Origin of the sequence: Pseudomonas putida (assembly GCF_001941965.1) — a bacterium.
Taxonomy (GTDB): Bacteria; Pseudomonadota; Gammaproteobacteria; order Pseudomonadales; family Pseudomonadaceae; genus Aquipseudomonas; species Aquipseudomonas putida_L.
The window spans coordinates 151,120-166,317 of record NZ_MKZO01000012.1 but is presented as its reverse complement, the minus strand read 5'-3'; the positions used below and the strand labels follow the sequence as shown (position 1 = coordinate 166,317).

Below are 15,198 nucleotides of genomic sequence, written 5' to 3'. Positions count from 1 at the left end.
TGCCGGCTCACCTGGCGGTATCAGTGGGGCAGGCCGGCGCTGCGCGCGCTGGAGACCTTGCGGCAATGCACCAGGGCATCACGGATCATGAAGTTGACCAGGGTCGGCGAGACGCCGAGTTCCTTGGCGATATCCTTCTGTGGCACACCGTGCAGGCGGTACATCTCGAAGGCATAGCGGGTACGTGGCGGCAGTTCGGTGAGCGCGTCGGCAATGTGCTCGAGGGTGGCGAAATTGATATGCGCGGCCTCGGGCGAAGCGCCCTGGACCACCACGTTCAAGCCTTCTTCTTCACTTCCCGAATACTTCATCTCCATCGCCTGCTTGCGGTAATGGTCGATGGCCAGGTTGCGCACGATCTGGAACAGGTAGCTCAGCTGTGCCTTGAACGACGAGGTGATCTGCGGCGCGGAATTGAGGCGAAAGAAAGCGTCCTGGACGACGTCCTCTGCCCGCGAGCGACAGCCGGTGATGCGGGCTGCGATCTTGACGAGGATGCCGCGATTGTCGACGAACGCTTGGAGTAACGGTGAATCGCACTTACCTGTGGATAGTTGTTCCGCCATGGAAAATCACCTTTTCTCTAAGTGGATAGCGAATGGCCTTACGGGACCATTCGCTGCGACGTGCGACAAACTAGTATTAATGATAATTATTGTCAAATGCGAAAGTAGATGAGACGTCCTGCGATTTGGATCTAAGGCCCGGTCTGTGATGCGCCGCATGAATCGGGCCGCTCAGGCAGGGGGAAGGCTTTCCTTATCGCACAGGCAAATGACGAATCGGGGTCTGCCGCACAGGCAAAAAAAGACCGCCGCGATGGGCGGTCAAGCAACCCGGAGCGCGGGCTGAATTCGCTCCGGGCGGGAGGACGGTCTCAGCGCTTGCCGAGGATCTTGCCCAGCAATTCCGGACGCGGGGCGCCTTGCTGTTGTTGCAGGCGCTGCTGGTCGTCGAGATAGAAGATCGCCGGGGTGGCGGACAGGCCCAGCTCGTCCATCAACGCCTGGTTGGCGTCGAGCTTGGCCTGGACCTCGGCGGGCACCTTGTCCAGCGCCTTGAGGGTGCTCGCCTTGCCGGCCTTTTCATGCTCCAGCAGGGCCTTTTGCGGGTCCTTGGCGGCGAGCAGGGCGGCGGACTTGCCAGGGCTGTCGGCGCGGATGATGCCGACCATGATATGGCGCAGTTGCACCTTGCCCGACTCGACCCAGGGCCGCGCCTGCTCCCAGAACAGGTTGCAGTACGGGCAGTTGGGGTCGCTGAACAGGTAGACGATGCGCGGCGCATCGGCCTTGCCGTCGGCAATCCAGGCGGCCTTTTCCATCTTCGCCCAGACCTCCTTGGCCATCGGCGCGTAGACCAGCTTTTCCAGTTGCGGCTCGCTGAGGTCCTGGCCCTGCTCGTCGAACAGGCTGCCCACCAGCGCGTGCTTGCCGTCCGCAGTCAGGTAGATGGCCACGCCCTGGTTGCGGAACTGCGCGGCATAACCCTTCATGCCGTTGGGCGCATCGAAACTGCCGACGACCTTGGCGCCCTTGGCTTCGATCTGGCGCACGGCGGCGGGCAGTTCTTCGGCGACGACCAGCGGGCTGGCGATCAGGCCGGCGGCCAGGCTCAGGTACAGGGGGATCCTCATGGTGCATTCCTTGTTGCGGATGTGGGGGCACGGCGCAGGTCCTCGTCGAGGGACTGCAACGCATGGTGCAGGCTGGCCCTGGACAGTTCGCCCAGGTGGCTGCCCACCAGGCGTCCGTCGGCGTCGTAGAACAGCGTGGTGGGCAGGGCCATCGAGCCGACCGCGGTGGCCAGCCGGCCACCGGCGTCGAACAGTACGTGGGACAGGTTCAGCCCGGTGGTGGCGAGGAAATTGGTGACGATCTGCGGCGTCTCGCCCTGGTTGACGAACAGGAAGGTGACGTCCGGGTACTCGTGCTGGGCCTGTTGCAGCACCGGCATCTCGCGCCGGCACGGCGGGCACCAGGTGGCCCAGATATTGATCACCAGCGGCTTGCCGCGATGGCTGTCCAGCGCCACTTCCTGGCCCTGGGCATTCTTCAGCGTGAGGTGGGGCAGTTGCGTGCCCTGTTCGTACAGGTGGCTGGCCCAGCTTGCGAGGATCCAGAACAGCGCGCCGCTGGCCAGGCCCCAGCCCAGCGGCTTGCGGCGTGCCGGCCTGCGCCAGCCGGCCCAGATCGCCCCGAGCACCACGGTCAGCAGGCCGACCCAGGGCAGGAAGCCGCCATCGCGGATATCGACGATCTGCAGCAGGTCGTCGCGGTACAGCGGCCAGTAGGCGATGACGAAACCGATCCGCGCGCAGAGCAGGCCGAGGATGAACAGGTTGAACAGCGACGATTCGGGGTTATCGCCACCGCGCCTGGCCACGCGCCAGCCGACCAGGGTCGCCAGGCCCAGGGCCAGCAGGAGCAGCAGGTGGTCGAGGGCCACGGCGATCGGGCCGATATTCACCGTCAGCATCAGCCTTCGCTCCGGGTGGCGTTCCAGTGTTGCAGGAAGGTGGTCGCGTCCACTTCACCGACGATACGCCGGGCGCGGCGCTCTTCGCCGTCGGGGCCGATCCACAGCATGCTCGGTGGGCCCGGGACCTGGTAACGCTTGAGCAGCTCGCGGGCGGGGGCGGCGTCGGCGGTTACGTCCAGGCGCACCAGGCGGACCCCGGCCAGGGCCGCGAGGACGTCAGGGCGGGCGAAGACCTGCTTCTCCATGACCTTGCACGACACGCACCAGTCCGCATAGTAGTCGAGGAACACCCACTGGCCCTGGCTGCGCGCGGCGTCCAGTTCGGCCTGCAAGGCCTGCGGGGTGCTGACCGTGGTGAAGGCGTCTTCGTGGGCCACGAGCGGGGTGCCGCCGCCGCTGAACGGCGCCAGCGGGCGCCACGGATCACTACCGCCACCGGCGGCACCGACCAGCGCCAGCACGCCCCACAATCCGGCGATCAGCATCACCGGCTGCAGCGCACGGAAGCGCTTCAAGGCCGGCCAGGCGCTCCAGGCCAGGGCCAGCAGCCAGGCGCCGGCCAGGGCCAGCCACAGGCTCGGTGCCAGGACCACGCGCAGGGTGTACAGGGCCATGCCGAGGAAGACGAAGCCGAACAGGCCCTTGACCAGGTTCATCCAAGCCCCGGGGCGCGGCAGGTAGCGATTGCCCACGGTGACCAGCAGCAACAGCGGCAGGCCCATGCCCAGGCCGAGGCTGAACAGCACCAGGCCGCCGTGCACGGCATTGCCACTCTGGGCGATATAGAGCAGGGCACCGGCCAGTGGCGCGGTCATGCACGGGCCCATGAGCAAACCGGACAGCGCGCCGAGCAGGGCCGCGCCGGCCAGGTTGCCGCCGCGGGTCTTGCTGCCGGCACGCTCCAGGCGATCGCGCAGGAACATCGGCAATTGCAGTTCGAAGGCACCGAACATCGGCAGGGCCAGCAACACGAACAGCGCTGCCAGGCTGCCCAGCAGCCACGGCTGTTGCAGCCAGGCCTGGAGATTGGCACCGAGCAGTGCGGCGATCACCCCGAGGGCGGCATACACCAGCGCCATGCTCAGCACGTAGGTTCCGGCCAGGACCCAGCCGCGCCGGCTGCTGACGTTGTTGCCCATCACCAGCCCGGCGAGGATCGGCAGCATCGGCAGCGAGCAGGGGGTGAACGCCAGCAGCAGGCCGAGGCCGAAGAACACCAGCAGGCCCCAGGCCAGCTGGCCCTGTTGCAGGGTCCCGGCCAGGGCCTGGTCGTCGGCCTGTGTGGTGCTGGTGGCCGTGCCGCCAAGCTCGACCACCGAGGTCTGCGGCGGGTAGCACAGCCCGGCATCGGCGCAGCCCTGCCAGCCCATGCGCAGGGTGCCCTGGGCCGAGGCGGGGATGATCAGTTCGAGGGCGCCGCGATACACCGGCTGGTCGCCGAAGAACTCATCATGGTGATCGACGGCGGGAGGCAGTTGCGGGATTTGCTCCGGGGTCAGGCCATCGAATTTCAGGCGCTTCTGATAGAGGTAGTAATCCTTGGTGATCGCCCAGTGCAGACGGGTCTCGCCGGACGGCAGGCGTTCGCTGGTAAAGACGAAGGCCTTTTCCACCGGCAGGAAGTCGCTCTGGGCGAAGGGGTTGGCGAAGTTCTGCGCCAGGCTCAGGGAGCTGAACAGGCAGAGAAGCGCCAGGATCAATGCACGCATGTCGAAGCCTTGCAATTTCATGAGTGGCCAAGGCTGCCGAGTATGGATTAACCCATTGTTAAGCCGTCGGCCGGCAGGCGACGGGGCCTGCGGGGCAGGGCATAATCCCCGGTTAATCCTGCTCAGGCCCAATGCAGGCTTTCCTGACTCCGTGACCGAATCGCGCCCATGCATGTACTGCTCTGTGAAGACGACGACCTGATCGCCAGCGGCATCATTGCCGGCCTGAGCGCCCAGGGCCTCAACGTGGACCGCGTGGCCAACGCCAGCGCGGCGCGGGCCATGCTCCAGGCCGCGCATTTCGACGTGATGGTGCTCGACCTCGGCCTGCCCGACGAAGACGGCCTGAAACTGCTGCAGCGCCTGCGCCAGCAGGGCCACAGCCTGCCGGTGCTGATCCTCACCGCCCGCGACGCGGTGACCGATCGGGTCGATGGTCTGCAGGCGGGGGCCGACGATTACCTGCTCAAGCCCTTCGACCTGCGTGAACTGGCGGCGCGCCTGCACACCCTGGTGCGGCGTAGCGCCGGGCGCTGCGTGAACATCATCGAGCACGGGCCGCTGAGTTTCGACCCGAGCAGTTGCGACGCCAGCCTCGGCGGCCAGCCGGTGGACCTGTCCCGCCGTGAACAGGCGCTGCTCCAGGCCCTGCTCAACAACCCGGGGCGGGTGCTGTCCAGCGAGCAGCTCAAGGACAGCGTATACGGCTTCGGCGACGAGGTGGAAAGCAACGCCCTCAACGTGCATATCCACCATCTGCGGCGCAAGCTGGGCAATGGCATCGTCGAGACCGTGCGGGGCCTGGGTTATCGCCTCGGCCCGGCGCGGCTGCCCGAGGAGTCCGGGCAATGAGCCTGCGCCTGCGCCTGAGCCTGATCCTCGGCACCGCCTTCGTCCTGATCTGGGCCCTGGCCGCGGCCTGGATGCTCCGTGACCTGCGCCAGCAGATGATGTTTTCCCTCGACCAGCGCCTGGTCGCCTCGGCGCGCATGGTCGCCGGGCTGATCGACCAGTTGCCGCAACCCCTGACCAGCAAGGGCGACGGCACCCACCTCAGCGCCGACCAGCTCAGCGTGCCGGACGGCATGGCCTGCCAGGTCACCTCCTTGCGCGGCGAGATCCTTGCGCGCAGTCATCAGAATGCCGACCAGCATATGGACGACGGTCGCGGCGGCTTCCACGACCAGATGATCGATGGTGCGCGCTGGCGCAGTTTCACCTTTGCCCATGGCGATATCCGCATCACCACGGCGGACCGTCACCTGGAGCGCGAGGCGCTCAACCGTTCGATCCTGCTGGCCGCTTCGGCGCCGGTGCTGGTGGCCTTGCTCGGCAGCCTCGGTCTGCTCTGGATCGGCATCGGCAAGGGCCTGGCGCCGCTGAACTGGATGCGCGAGGCCCTGCGCCGGCGCAGCCCGGACTCAGTGGAACCGTTGCAGATCAAGGCGGTGCCCAGCGAGTTGCAGCCCCTGCTGGATACCCAGAACCAGCTGTTCCTGCGGATCGGTCAGACCATCGAACGCGAGCGGCGCCTGACCGGCGATGCGGCCCACGAGCTGCGCAGCCCGCTGACGGCGATCAAGACCCACCTTCAGGTGGCGCGGATGACTGACGGGCGGGTGCGCGAGCAGGCCCTGGCGCATGCCGAGGAGGGCGCCGATCGCCTGCACCGGACCCTGGAGCAGTTGCTGTTGCTGGCGCGGGTCGAGGGCAGCCTGTCGTTCGATGATGGCGTGCAGTGCAGTGCCGACCAGGTGGCGCGGCAGGCGATCCAGGATACCGGTGATGACCGGCGTATCGTCCTCAACGCCCCGGCGCAGGCGGGCAAGGCCCTGCTGGACATGCCCGGGGCGCTGGCGGTGGCGGCATTGCGCAACCTGCTGGACAACGCCTTGCGCCATAGCAGCGGCGAGGCGCCGGTGGAGCTGGAGGTGCGGGTGGAAGAGGAGGGTGTCGGCTTCCTGGTTCGTGACCATGGACCGGGGATCCCCGAGCAGGACCTGCAACACCTGACCCAGCGTTTCTGGCGCAATGGGCAGAGCGAGGGCAGTGGGCTGGGGCTGGCGATCGTCCAGGCCATCGTCCAGCGCTGTGCCTGCTCGCTGAACTTCGACAGCCGCAGCGACGGGCTGCGGGTGTTGCTGAGGATGCCACTCAAGGCCTCTGCCTGACCCGGATCTCCCTGTGGGACTGGCCCCTGTGGGAGCTGGCTTGCCAGCGATGAGGCCAGACCCGACAACATCATTGCCCTTGCCGGCCCTATCGCTGGCAAGCCAGCTCCCACAGGGTTTTGTGGTGTTGCGGCTATTGTGTTCTCTCGCCTAAATTTTTCCTTCAACCCAACGTTCTAGCTTGGACATAAGCAGTTTCCATGGCTGACACGGGTGGGGAATGACGATATCGCGGCGAGGGTTCTTGGCAGGTCTGGCGGTGACGGGTGCGGCGGTGCCGGCCGTCTACTACGCCCATCAGAAGCTGACCCATGACCCCGAGGACGACATCGTCACCCCTGGCGAAGCCAGCGTCGAGCTGGCCGATATCGCCGGCCAGCAACTGGGCAACCAGTTGCGCGGCGTCTGGGATATCCGCTTCACCGGCGCCGACGGCGGCCTGCCCGGTCTGCCCCGCGACGGCATCCAGCTCTACCTCGACATCGCTGCCAAGGGCCGTGGCCTGCGCGGCGTGCTGGGCACCCGGGACAACCTCGAACAACCCGGCCCGGCCATGTACCGCGTGCTTGGCGACCTGGTCGGCGCCTCCACCGCCGAGGTGCGCTGGCGTCTGCTGAGCAACCAGGGCGGCCCCGGCTTCGAGTGCATCGCCACCCTCGACGAGGTCTGGGGCGAATACGGCAACGCCGGCAGCGGTACCCTGACCGGGCGCATGCAGCGCCTCGACCGCTCCCTGGCGCTGCCCTTGCAGGACAGCCATTTCGTCGCGGTCAAGCGGATGTTCCCCGAGGCCCGCGAGCGCATCGCCTATACCCCGGAAATGCACGCCTGGCTGATCAGCGCCGAACATCGCCTGTTCCACCAGCTCTGGCACGCGACCCGGGACAAGTGGCACCGCCTTTCCGAAGAGCGCCACGGCGCCCTGCGCGGCCTCGGCTGGCAGCCCGGGCCGAGGGACAAGGAGCGCGATGCCCGGGGGCCGAAGAAGCACCGCAATGGCTCGGGTGTGGACTTCCTGTTCATGCACCGGCATATGCTCAACGCCGCCCGCAGGATCCAGCCGCTCGAGTCCTGGGCGCATTTCCCCCTGCCGCAGCCGAACGTGGAATATGACCGCCACGGCTTTGCCCGCTATTTCGACAACCACGACGGCTACAGCGTGCCGCCGACCTGGCGTGCGCCGGGCGACAGCGACTACACCCAGTGGGTTGCGGCGATCAAGGCGCAGGAGACCTTCTGCTCCAACTTCCAGGTCTGGGAATCGCAGTACCAGGACCCGCACTACCTGTCGAAGATGACCCTCGGCCAGTTGGGCTCGGAGCTGGAGATGAACCTGCACGACTGGCTGCACATGTGCTGGGCGTCGGTGCCGCGTGATCCGTCCAATGGTGCACCGGTGCCGTTCGCCCGCGATCCGGCGGACTTCGCCGCGCGTTGGTACGAGCCGGAAAACGACTTTCTCGGTGATCCTTTCTCGTCCCATGTGAACCCGGTGTTCTGGGGCTTCCATGGCTGGATCGACGACCGTATCGACGACTGGTACCGCGCCCATGAGCGGCACAATCCGGGGCAGGTGCAGCGGTTGCAGGTCAGTGGTGTGGACTGGTTCGCGCCGGGGCGCTGGAACGAGGTGGACGACCCCTGGCTGGGGCCGGATACCCACGGCTGCAGCACCACGCCGGGGCTGCTGCCGGGCAAGTCGGTGGAGATGGATATCGAGACCATGAAGCTGGCGCTGCGTATCGTGTTTGCCAAGGATGACCTGCTGGAGCCGCTGTTCAAGCGCGTGCCGCAGCGGCCGTGGTATGCGCGGCACCTGTCGATGAAGGGAATTGCCTGAGGGCCTCATCGCTGGCAAGCCAGCTCCCACAGGTCCGGTGCATGCAGTCCCTGTGGGAGCTGGCTTGCCAGCGATGAGGCCATGAAGCCTAGCGAGAAGCTATCTGCCAACCTCCTCCTAAAGCCTTGTACAACGCCACGCTCCCCTGCACCCGCGCCAACCGCAATTGCACCTGCTGATCCTGCGCCTGATACAAGGTCCGCTGCGTCTCCAGCACCGTCAGCAGCGTCTCCGCCCCCGCCCGGTAACGACTTTCCGCCAGCTCGAACGCCGTCCGTGCCTGACGCACTTCCTCATCCTGCCACTGGCGCTGGCGATCCACCCCGCCAATCCCGTTCAGGGCCTTTTCCACATCACCGAACGCAGAAACGATGCTGCCGCGATACACCTCCAGCAACTCCTCCTGCTCGGCCTGGGCTCTATCCCGCTCCGCCCCTAGCCGGCCATTGTCGAAGATCGGCGCTGCCAGCCCGGCAGTCAGGCTGTAATACGGGCTGCGCAGCAACTGATCGAACACCTGCGCGCCCGAGCCGAGATTGGCCCCGAGGGTCAGGCTCGGCAGCATCGCCGCCCGCGCCACCTGGACATTGGCTTTTGCCGCCGCCAGACGCGCTTCCGCCGCCGCGATATCCGGCCGCCGCCCCAGCAGGTCACTGGGCACGCCGCTGCCGATGTCGGGCCAGTGGATGGCCGCGAAGGGCTCGCGACTGGCCGGCAATTGCTGCACCGGCTCGCCCAGCAGGGTCGCCAGGGTGATGCGGGTGTCCTGCAGTTGCTGCTCCAGCAAGGGAATCTGCCGCTCCTGCGCTGCCACCAGGCTGCGCTGCTGGGCCAGTTCCAGGGCCGTGGCCGAACCCGCGTCATGGCGGGTCTGCACGACCTTGAGTACATCCCGGGCATTGGTCAGGTTGAGCCGGGCGATATTCAGCTGTTCGACCAGCGCCAGGCTTTGCAGGTAGCTGCTGGCGACGCCGCTGAACAGGGTCAGTTCCACGGTCTGGCGGTCGAAGCGGCTGGCATCGAGGCTGCGCAAGGCGCTGTCCCGCGCCGCCCGCTTGCCACCCCAGAAATCCACTTCATAACTGGCGTTGAGGGCGGTGCCGTAGGAAATATACGTACGCTCGCTGCTGCTCGCATCGATGCCGCCGTAGCCTTTGCCTCGCAGCAGACGCTGGCGGCTGGCATCGAGACCGAACTTCACCTCCGGCAGCAACGGCGCCCCGGCGATCACCGCGCTGGCCTGGGCCTGGCGGACCCTCGCCATGGCTGCAGCAAGGTCGAAGCTATTGGCCCGAGCCTGTTCGATCAGGGCATCGAGCTGCGGGCTGGCGAACGCCTGCCACCACGGACCATCGGCGATCGGTGCGCTGGTTTGCGGCTGGCCCTGCCATTGCGCAGGGGCGGCGGGCGGCGAGCTGTCGGGCGCCTGGCTGCTGCAGGCGGCGAGCAGCAGGCTGAGGGTAAGAAGACTGAGACGGCTGGAGTTCATCGCTTATTCGCTTGTCAGGGCTTTGACCGGATCCAGCCGGGCCGCCTTGCGGGCCGGCATGAAGCCGAACACCACGCCGGTCATCACGGCGCAGGTAAAGGCGCCGAGCACGGCGCCGAGGGAGAAGGCCACGGCGATATCCGCCAGCATCAGGCCGCCGCCGATCAGCGCGGCAAGGCCGATCCCGGTGACCCCGCCGACCATCGACAACAGCACCGCCTCGGTGAGGAACTGGCGCAGGATGTCGCGCTGGCGGGCCCCGGTGGCCATGCGGATGCCGATCTCACGGGTCCGTTCGCGCACGGTCATAAGCATGATGTTCATCACCCCGATACCGCCCACCAGCAGGGAAATCGCCGCGATCGCCCCGAGCATCAGCGACAGGGTGTTCTGCGTGCGCGCCTCGGCCTGGATCAGCGCGGCGAAGTTGGTCAGTTCGTAGTCCTGCTTGCCGTGGTGCAGCTTGCGCATCAGGTGGTCGATGGCCAGTTCGGTTTCCTTGACCCGGGCCGAGTCGACGGCGGCGATGGTCACGTATTCCGGGTCGCGGCTGCCAAACAGGCGCACCGAGGCGGCGGAGTAGGGCACCACGATGCGCCCGTCGCTGTCGGTATCGCCGGAGCTGGCGCCCTTGGCGGCAAGGATGCCGAGCACCTGGAACGGCACGTTGCCGATCAGGATGTATTCGCCGATGGGGTTGCGCTCGGCGAACAGTTTTTCCCTGACCTTCTGCCCGATCACCGCCACGGCGGCACCGGCACGCTCGTCGGCATCGGTGAAGAAGCTGCCCTCGACCACCGGCCAGTTGAAGATCCCCGGGAAGGAGGTGTTGTTGCCGCCGACGTAGAATTTGTTGCTGGCATTGCCGTAGCGCACCGTCAGCTCGCTGCCGATCACCGGCATGATCTTCTTCACCTGGGGCAGCCCGGACAGGGCTTCGACATCGTCGAGGGTCACCAGCCCGGCCGGCGCATGCAGGCTGGCGGACTTGGCACTGAGGTAGAGGATGTTCGAGCCGAACGCGGCCATCTGCGCCACCACCTGGCGCTTGCTGCCTTCGCCAACGGCGAGCATGACTACCACCGAGGCGACGCCGATGACGATGCCGAGCAAGGTCAGGGCGATGCGGAAGCGGTTGATCCACATCACCCGCCAGGCCGCCTGCAGGGCTTCCAGCAGCTCGCCTTTCCAGGCGCCGGTCTGGGTCGCGCCGCGATCCAGGTGCTGGCGCAATTCCTCGGCCTGGGGGCCGGCCCTGGCCGGTTCGCGCTCATGCTGGTCATTGACCGAGTCGCTGATCACCAGGCCGTCGCGGATCTCGATGACCCGCTGGGCGCGGGCGGCGACCTCGCGGTCGTGGGTGATGAGAATGATCACATGGCCCTGGCTGGCCAGCTCGTCGAGCAGGGCCATGACCTCGGCGCCGCTCTGGCTGTCGAGGGCGCCGGTGGGTTCGTCGGCGAGGATGATATGCCCGCCGTTCATCAGCGCCCGGGCGATGGACACCCGTTGCTGCTGGCCGCCGGACAACTGGTGCGGGCGGTTGCCGGTGCGCCCGGCCAGGCCCAGGCGCTCCAGCAGGGCGGCGGCGCGGGCGTGGCGTTCGTCGGCCGGGGTGCCGGCGTAGATCGCCGGCATCTCGACGTTCTCCTGCGCCGACCCGGAGGCGATCAGGTGATAGCCCTGGAACACGAAGCCGAAGGCCTCGCGGCGCAGCCAGGCCAGTTCGTCGCTGTCCAGTTCGGCAACGTCCTTGCCGGCGAACAGGTACTGGCCGCTGGTGGGACGGTCGAGGCAACCGAGGATGTTCATCAGGGTCGATTTGCCGGAGCCGGAGGCACCGACGATGGCGACGAACTCACCCGGGTGGATGGCCAGGTTCACGCCCCGCACCACCTCGACCTTCGGCGTGTCGATGCCGCCGTAGGATTTGCGGATATCGCGCAGTTCGATCAGCGGGGTGCTCATTCAACCCCCGCTGGCGACAGGTGCGCCGATCAGCAGGTGATCGCCTTCGGCCAGGCCGTCGAGGATCTGCACCCGCAGGCGGTCGCTGATCCCGGTACGCACATGGCGCTGCTGCACATGGCCGTCGCGGTCGACCACCTGGACCAGGCGCTGGTCGGGCTGGTCACCGTCTTCCTCCAGTGCCGCCAGGGGCGCGGTCAGCACGTCGCTGGCCTGGCCGGCGACGAAGAACACCTGGGCGGTCATTTCAGCCATCAGGCTGTTGTCCGGGTTATCCACGTCGAGCAGTACGGTGTAGAGCACCACCTTGCCGCCGCTGCTGCTCCCGGAGGTGCTGCCGCCGCTGCTCTGCATCGACGGGTCGAGGGGCTTGGGCGGGATCGGCAGGATCTGCCGCACCGTGCTGACCCAGCGCCGCTTGCCGCCGGCCAGGGTGGTGAAGTAGGCCTGCATGCCCGGTTTGACGTGGCCGATATCGGCTTCGGACACCTGGGCCCAGACGGTCATTGGCGACAACCGGGCGATACGCAGGATCAGCGGGGTCTGCTGCTGGGCATTGAGGGTTTGGCCTTCGCGGGCATCCACGGCGACCACGGTGCCGGACATCGGCGCGTAGATCCGCGTATAGCCCAGCTCCGCCTCATCGCTGCGCAGGCTGGCCTGGGCCTGGAGAATCTGCGCACGGTACATGTCGATGCGCGCCTGGGTCACCTTGAGCTGGGCCTGGGCGGTCTGCACGTCTTCCTCGCGGGTGGCGCCGCCGGCGGCGAGGCTCTGCTGGCGCTTGAACTGCTGCTCGGCGAGTGTGTACTGGGCCTGCTGCTCGGCCAGTTGTGCCTTGAGGTTGTCGATGGAATAACGCCCGGCGTCGAGCCTGGCCTGCTGGGTCGAAGGGTCGATCTCCACCAGCAACTGGCCTTCCTGGACCTGGTCGCCGGGCTCCACATGCAGCTTGCGGATCTGCCCGGAGGCCTGGGCACCGACATCCACATAGCGCCGCGGTTGCAGGGTGCCAAGGGCGGTCACGCTGCTTTCGATATCGCCGCGGGTGACGGTGACGGTGCTCAGCGGGTCGTGGCCCGGCAGGGCTTTCCAGGCCACCAGGGCGCCGACGCTGGCCAGGCCAAGGGCGCACAGCAGCAGGCGGCGTTTGAATGTCGGACGTCTCATGCGGGGTTCCAGCCAATGGGTTCGGCCCGTGCGGCGCCGGGGCGGCACGGGAGACTCCCAGATAAACGAAGGGCGTGTGCCCTGATTTACCCGCCGGTGGCGTGTGAGAGTCATTTACAGTTGCCCGATATAATCATGCGTTTCGGAGCAACAAGCGAATCGGCTAGTTCAACAATATATTGACGCCTTCTTGATTTCCGACGGTTTCCCGTCAACTATCAAGGAGAGCTGCGAAGGAAAGCCGCTTCCTGCGGCTAATCGACCAAGGATCGTTGCCCTTCAACCACTGCCCCTGGTCACCGACGATGCCCGACAAGTCCTTGCGAATCCTCCTCGCCGACGCGCATCCGATGCAGCTTCTGCAACTGGAGAAAATGCTCAACCGCATGGGCTACTTCCGTATCGCCCCGGTGCAGTCCTTCGATGACCTCCAGCACCTGGTGCAGAACGCCTTGCTGCCGTTCAACCTGCTGATCGGCAATATCGACCTGGCCAGCCATGCCGGGGTGGACCTGGAGCGGTTCTGTCGGGTCAATGTGCAGATCCAGCATGCGCTGCTGTATGAATCCCAGCACCTGAAGATGCCCGTGGTGCCTCCCGGGCAGCGCCAGGCGGTGAGCATCAGCCTGCCCAAGGTGCCCGATGACGAAACCCTGCATGCCTTCATGGCCCTGGTGGATGGGCCGCGGGTGATCGGCCAGTTGCCGCGCCCGCAGGGCAAGCCCGGCCTGCGCGGCTCGGCGAAGCGCTTGCAGAACCTCGGCCAGACGGTGTTCTCCCGGCCTTCCTGAGGCACCTGCTTCCTCGCGCATTTTTGATATGCTCTGCGCCTCGTTCTGGCGCGCCTGGCGCGGCCCCGTTCATTCCTGCGGAACTCCCTATGACTGCCAACGACTCCACGCGGCTTTCGCGCGGCGACCACAAGACCCTCGGCCTGGCGGCCCTGGGCGGTGCGCTGGAGATCTACGATTTCATCATCTTCGTGTTCTTCGCCCTGACCCTGAGCCAGCTGTTCTTCCCGCCGGAAATGCCCGAGTGGCTGCGTCTGCTGCAAAGTTTCGGGATCTTCGTCACCGGTTACCTGGCCAGGCCGCTGGGCGGCATCCTCATGGCCCATTTCGCCGATCACCTGGGGCGCAAGAAGGTCTTCAGCCTGAGCATCCTGATGATGGCGCTGCCGTGCCTGCTGATCGGGGTGATGCCGACCTATGCCGAGATCGGTTACGCGGCGCCGCTGATCCTGCTGGCGCTGCGCATCCTGCAAGGTGCGGCGGTGGGTGGCGAGGTGCCGAGTGCCTGGACCTTCGTTGCCGAACATGCGCCGGTCGGGCGGCGCGGTTACGCCCTGGGCTTTCTCCAGGCCGGCCTGACCTTCGGTTATCTGCTCGGGGCCCTGACCGCGACGCTGCTGGCGCGGATCTACACCCCGCAGGAGATCCTCGACTACGCCTGGCGCTATCCCTTCCTGCTCGGCGGCGTGTTCGGCGTGATCGGCGTGTGGCTGCGCCGCTGGCTCAGCGAGACGCCGATTTTCCTGGCCCTGGAGCGCCAGCGTAATGACAAACCGGTGGAATTTCCCCTGCGTGCGGTGCTGCGCGAGCATCGCCGGGCGCTGGTTCCTGCTGCGCTGCTGACCTGCGTGTTGACCTCGGCGGTGGTGGTGCTGGTGGTGATCACCCCGACCGTGATGCAGCAGCGTTTCGGCATGAGTGCCAGCCACACGTTTGCCCTGAGCAGTATCGGCATCGTCTTCCTCAATATCGGCTGTGTGCTGGCCGGGATGCTGGTGGATCGCATTGGCGCCTGGCGTGCGTTGATCCTCTATTCGCTGCTGCTGCCGCTGGGCATCGGCGCGCTGTATGCCAGTCTGGTGGCGGGCTGGGACACGGTGGGCGTGGCCTATGCCCTGGCCGGCCTGGCCTGCGGCGTGGTGGGGGTGGTGCCGTCGGTGATGGTCGGGCTGTTCCCGGCGCGGATCCGGGTGTCGGGGATTTCCTTCACCTACAACGTCGCCTATGCGCTGTGGGCGAGTACCACGCCGCTGATGCTGATCGCGCTGATGCCGTGGAGCCCGTGGGTATGCCTGGTGTTCTGCGCGGCGATGGGGTTGGTCGGGGTGTTGACGGCGATGTACTTCGGGGCGCGGGAGCGGCTGAGTACGGAAGAGGATCTGGCTCTCGCCAATAGTTGAGGCGACTCGGACCCTGTGGGAGCTGGCTTGCCAGCGATAGGGCCCGACATGACAACATCATTGCTCCGGCTGGCCTCATCGCTGGCAAGCCAGCTCCCACAGGGTTCAGCGTCGCTCTGTCGAGATGCAATAAAAAGCCCCTCATGCCTTGCGGCAGAGGGGCTTTTTCATGGCTGGCG

Annotated in this window: 12 protein-coding genes; 5 read left to right on the top strand and 7 right to left on the bottom strand. The window is 66.6% G+C overall.

The genetic code is table 11. The features are described 5' to 3' along the window. Positions 1 to 20: 20 nt before the first annotated feature. The 4 genes from PSEMO_RS07760 to dsbD form a co-directional block, all read right to left on the bottom strand. Positions 21 to 566 carry an RNA polymerase factor sigma-70 gene (locus PSEMO_RS07760; protein WP_075802533.1) on the bottom strand — a complete coding sequence of 182 codons (546 nt, stop codon included), beginning with the start codon at positions 564 to 566 and terminating at the stop codon, positions 21 to 23. A 311-nt stretch (positions 567 to 877) separates the two neighbouring features. After that, positions 878 to 1,636, bottom strand: a complete 759-nt coding sequence (gene dsbG, locus PSEMO_RS07755; protein WP_075802532.1) for a thiol:disulfide interchange protein DsbG — start codon at positions 1,634 to 1,636, stop codon at positions 878 to 880. Continuing rightward, on the bottom strand, positions 1,633 to 2,478 hold the full coding sequence (locus tag PSEMO_RS07750; RefSeq protein ID WP_075802531.1) for a TlpA family protein disulfide reductase: 846 nt from the start codon (positions 2,476 to 2,478) through the stop codon (positions 1,633 to 1,635). Before PSEMO_RS07750 ends, dsbG begins: the two co-directional genes overlap by 4 nt. After that, the gene (gene dsbD, locus PSEMO_RS07745; RefSeq protein WP_075802778.1) at positions 2,478 to 4,190 is read right to left on the bottom strand and encodes a protein-disulfide reductase DsbD; all 1,713 of its coding nucleotides are present in this window, start codon (positions 4,188 to 4,190) and stop codon (positions 2,478 to 2,480) included. Before dsbD ends, PSEMO_RS07750 begins: the two co-directional genes overlap by 1 nt. 168 nt (positions 4,191 to 4,358) lie before the next feature. Between dsbD and PSEMO_RS07740 the strand changes: the two genes are divergently transcribed. The 3 genes from PSEMO_RS07740 to pvdP all read left to right on the top strand — a co-directional run bounded on the left by PSEMO_RS07740 (position 4,359) and on the right by pvdP (position 8,201). After that, positions 4,359 to 5,042: a response regulator gene (locus PSEMO_RS07740; RefSeq protein WP_075802530.1), complete on the top strand. Its 684-nt coding sequence runs from the start codon at positions 4,359 to 4,361 to the stop codon at positions 5,040 to 5,042. Continuing rightward, the gene (locus tag PSEMO_RS07735; RefSeq protein ID WP_075802529.1) at positions 5,039 to 6,361 is read left to right on the top strand and encodes an ATP-binding protein; all 1,323 of its coding nucleotides are present in this window, start codon (positions 5,039 to 5,041) and stop codon (positions 6,359 to 6,361) included. Before PSEMO_RS07740 ends, PSEMO_RS07735 begins: the two co-directional genes overlap by 4 nt. Positions 6,362 to 6,581: 220 nt before the next feature. Beyond that, positions 6,582 to 8,201 (top strand): pyoverdine maturation tyrosinase PvdP, encoded by a 1,620-nt coding sequence (pvdP, locus tag PSEMO_RS07730; protein WP_075802528.1) that lies wholly within the window; start codon positions 6,582 to 6,584, stop codon positions 8,199 to 8,201. 88 nt (positions 8,202 to 8,289) lie between these two features. Here pvdP and PSEMO_RS07725 read toward each other — a convergent pair whose 3' ends face one another. The 3 genes from PSEMO_RS07725 to PSEMO_RS07715 are packed head-to-tail and all read right to left on the bottom strand — an operon-like array spanning position 8,290 to position 12,828. Then, positions 8,290 to 9,690: an efflux transporter outer membrane subunit gene (locus PSEMO_RS07725; RefSeq protein ID WP_075802527.1), complete on the bottom strand. Its 1,401-nt coding sequence runs from the start codon at positions 9,688 to 9,690 to the stop codon at positions 8,290 to 8,292. Positions 9,691 to 9,693: 3 nt separating this feature from the next. Then, complete coding sequence (locus PSEMO_RS07720) at positions 9,694 to 11,658, bottom strand: MacB family efflux pump subunit (protein WP_075802526.1); 1,965 nt, start codon at positions 11,656 to 11,658, stop codon at positions 9,694 to 9,696. Next, a complete protein-coding gene (locus PSEMO_RS07715) occupies positions 11,659 to 12,828 on the bottom strand; it encodes an efflux RND transporter periplasmic adaptor subunit (RefSeq protein ID WP_075802525.1) in 1,170 nt (389 codons plus the stop codon). Between the two features lie 305 nt (positions 12,829 to 13,133). On the opposite strand from PSEMO_RS07715, the gene PSEMO_RS07710 reads away from it, so the two are divergent. Together PSEMO_RS07710 and PSEMO_RS07705 are read left to right on the top strand one after the other, a co-directional pair. After that, positions 13,134 to 13,619, top strand: a complete 486-nt coding sequence (locus PSEMO_RS07710) for a histidine kinase (protein ID WP_075802524.1) — start codon at positions 13,134 to 13,136, stop codon at positions 13,617 to 13,619. Between the two features lie 89 nt (positions 13,620 to 13,708). Beyond that, positions 13,709 to 15,019 (top strand): MFS transporter, encoded by a 1,311-nt coding sequence (locus tag PSEMO_RS07705; RefSeq protein WP_075802523.1) that lies wholly within the window; start codon positions 13,709 to 13,711, stop codon positions 15,017 to 15,019. Positions 15,020 to 15,198: the final 179 nt, after the last annotated feature.

Bases quoted from the DNA above. Each gene is read 5' to 3' on its own strand.
- PSEMO_RS07760 (WP_075802533.1), bottom strand. From the start codon at position 566: ATGGCGGAACAACTATCCACAGGTAAGTGCGATTCACCGTTACTCCAA.
- dsbG (WP_075802532.1), bottom strand. From the start codon at position 1,636: ATGAGGATCCCCCTGTACCTGAGCCTGGCCGCCGGCCTGATCGCCAGC.
- PSEMO_RS07750 (WP_075802531.1), bottom strand. From the start codon at position 2,478: ATGCTGACGGTGAATATCGGCCCGATCGCCGTGGCCCTCGACCACCTG.
- dsbD (WP_075802778.1), bottom strand. From the start codon at position 4,190: ATGCGTGCATTGATCCTGGCGCTTCTCTGCCTGTTCAGCTCCCTGAGC.
- PSEMO_RS07740 (WP_075802530.1), top strand. From the start codon at position 4,359: ATGCATGTACTGCTCTGTGAAGACGACGACCTGATCGCCAGCGGCATC.
- PSEMO_RS07735 (WP_075802529.1), top strand. From the start codon at position 5,039: ATGAGCCTGCGCCTGCGCCTGAGCCTGATCCTCGGCACCGCCTTCGTC.
- pvdP (WP_075802528.1), top strand. From the start codon at position 6,582: ATGACGATATCGCGGCGAGGGTTCTTGGCAGGTCTGGCGGTGACGGGT.
- PSEMO_RS07725 (WP_075802527.1), bottom strand. From the start codon at position 9,690: ATGAACTCCAGCCGTCTCAGTCTTCTTACCCTCAGCCTGCTGCTCGCC.
- PSEMO_RS07720 (WP_075802526.1), bottom strand. From the start codon at position 11,658: ATGAGCACCCCGCTGATCGAACTGCGCGATATCCGCAAATCCTACGGC.
- PSEMO_RS07715 (WP_075802525.1), bottom strand. From the start codon at position 12,828: ATGAGACGTCCGACATTCAAACGCCGCCTGCTGCTGTGCGCCCTTGGC.
- PSEMO_RS07710 (WP_075802524.1), top strand. From the start codon at position 13,134: ATGCCCGACAAGTCCTTGCGAATCCTCCTCGCCGACGCGCATCCGATG.
- PSEMO_RS07705 (WP_075802523.1), top strand. From the start codon at position 13,709: ATGACTGCCAACGACTCCACGCGGCTTTCGCGCGGCGACCACAAGACC.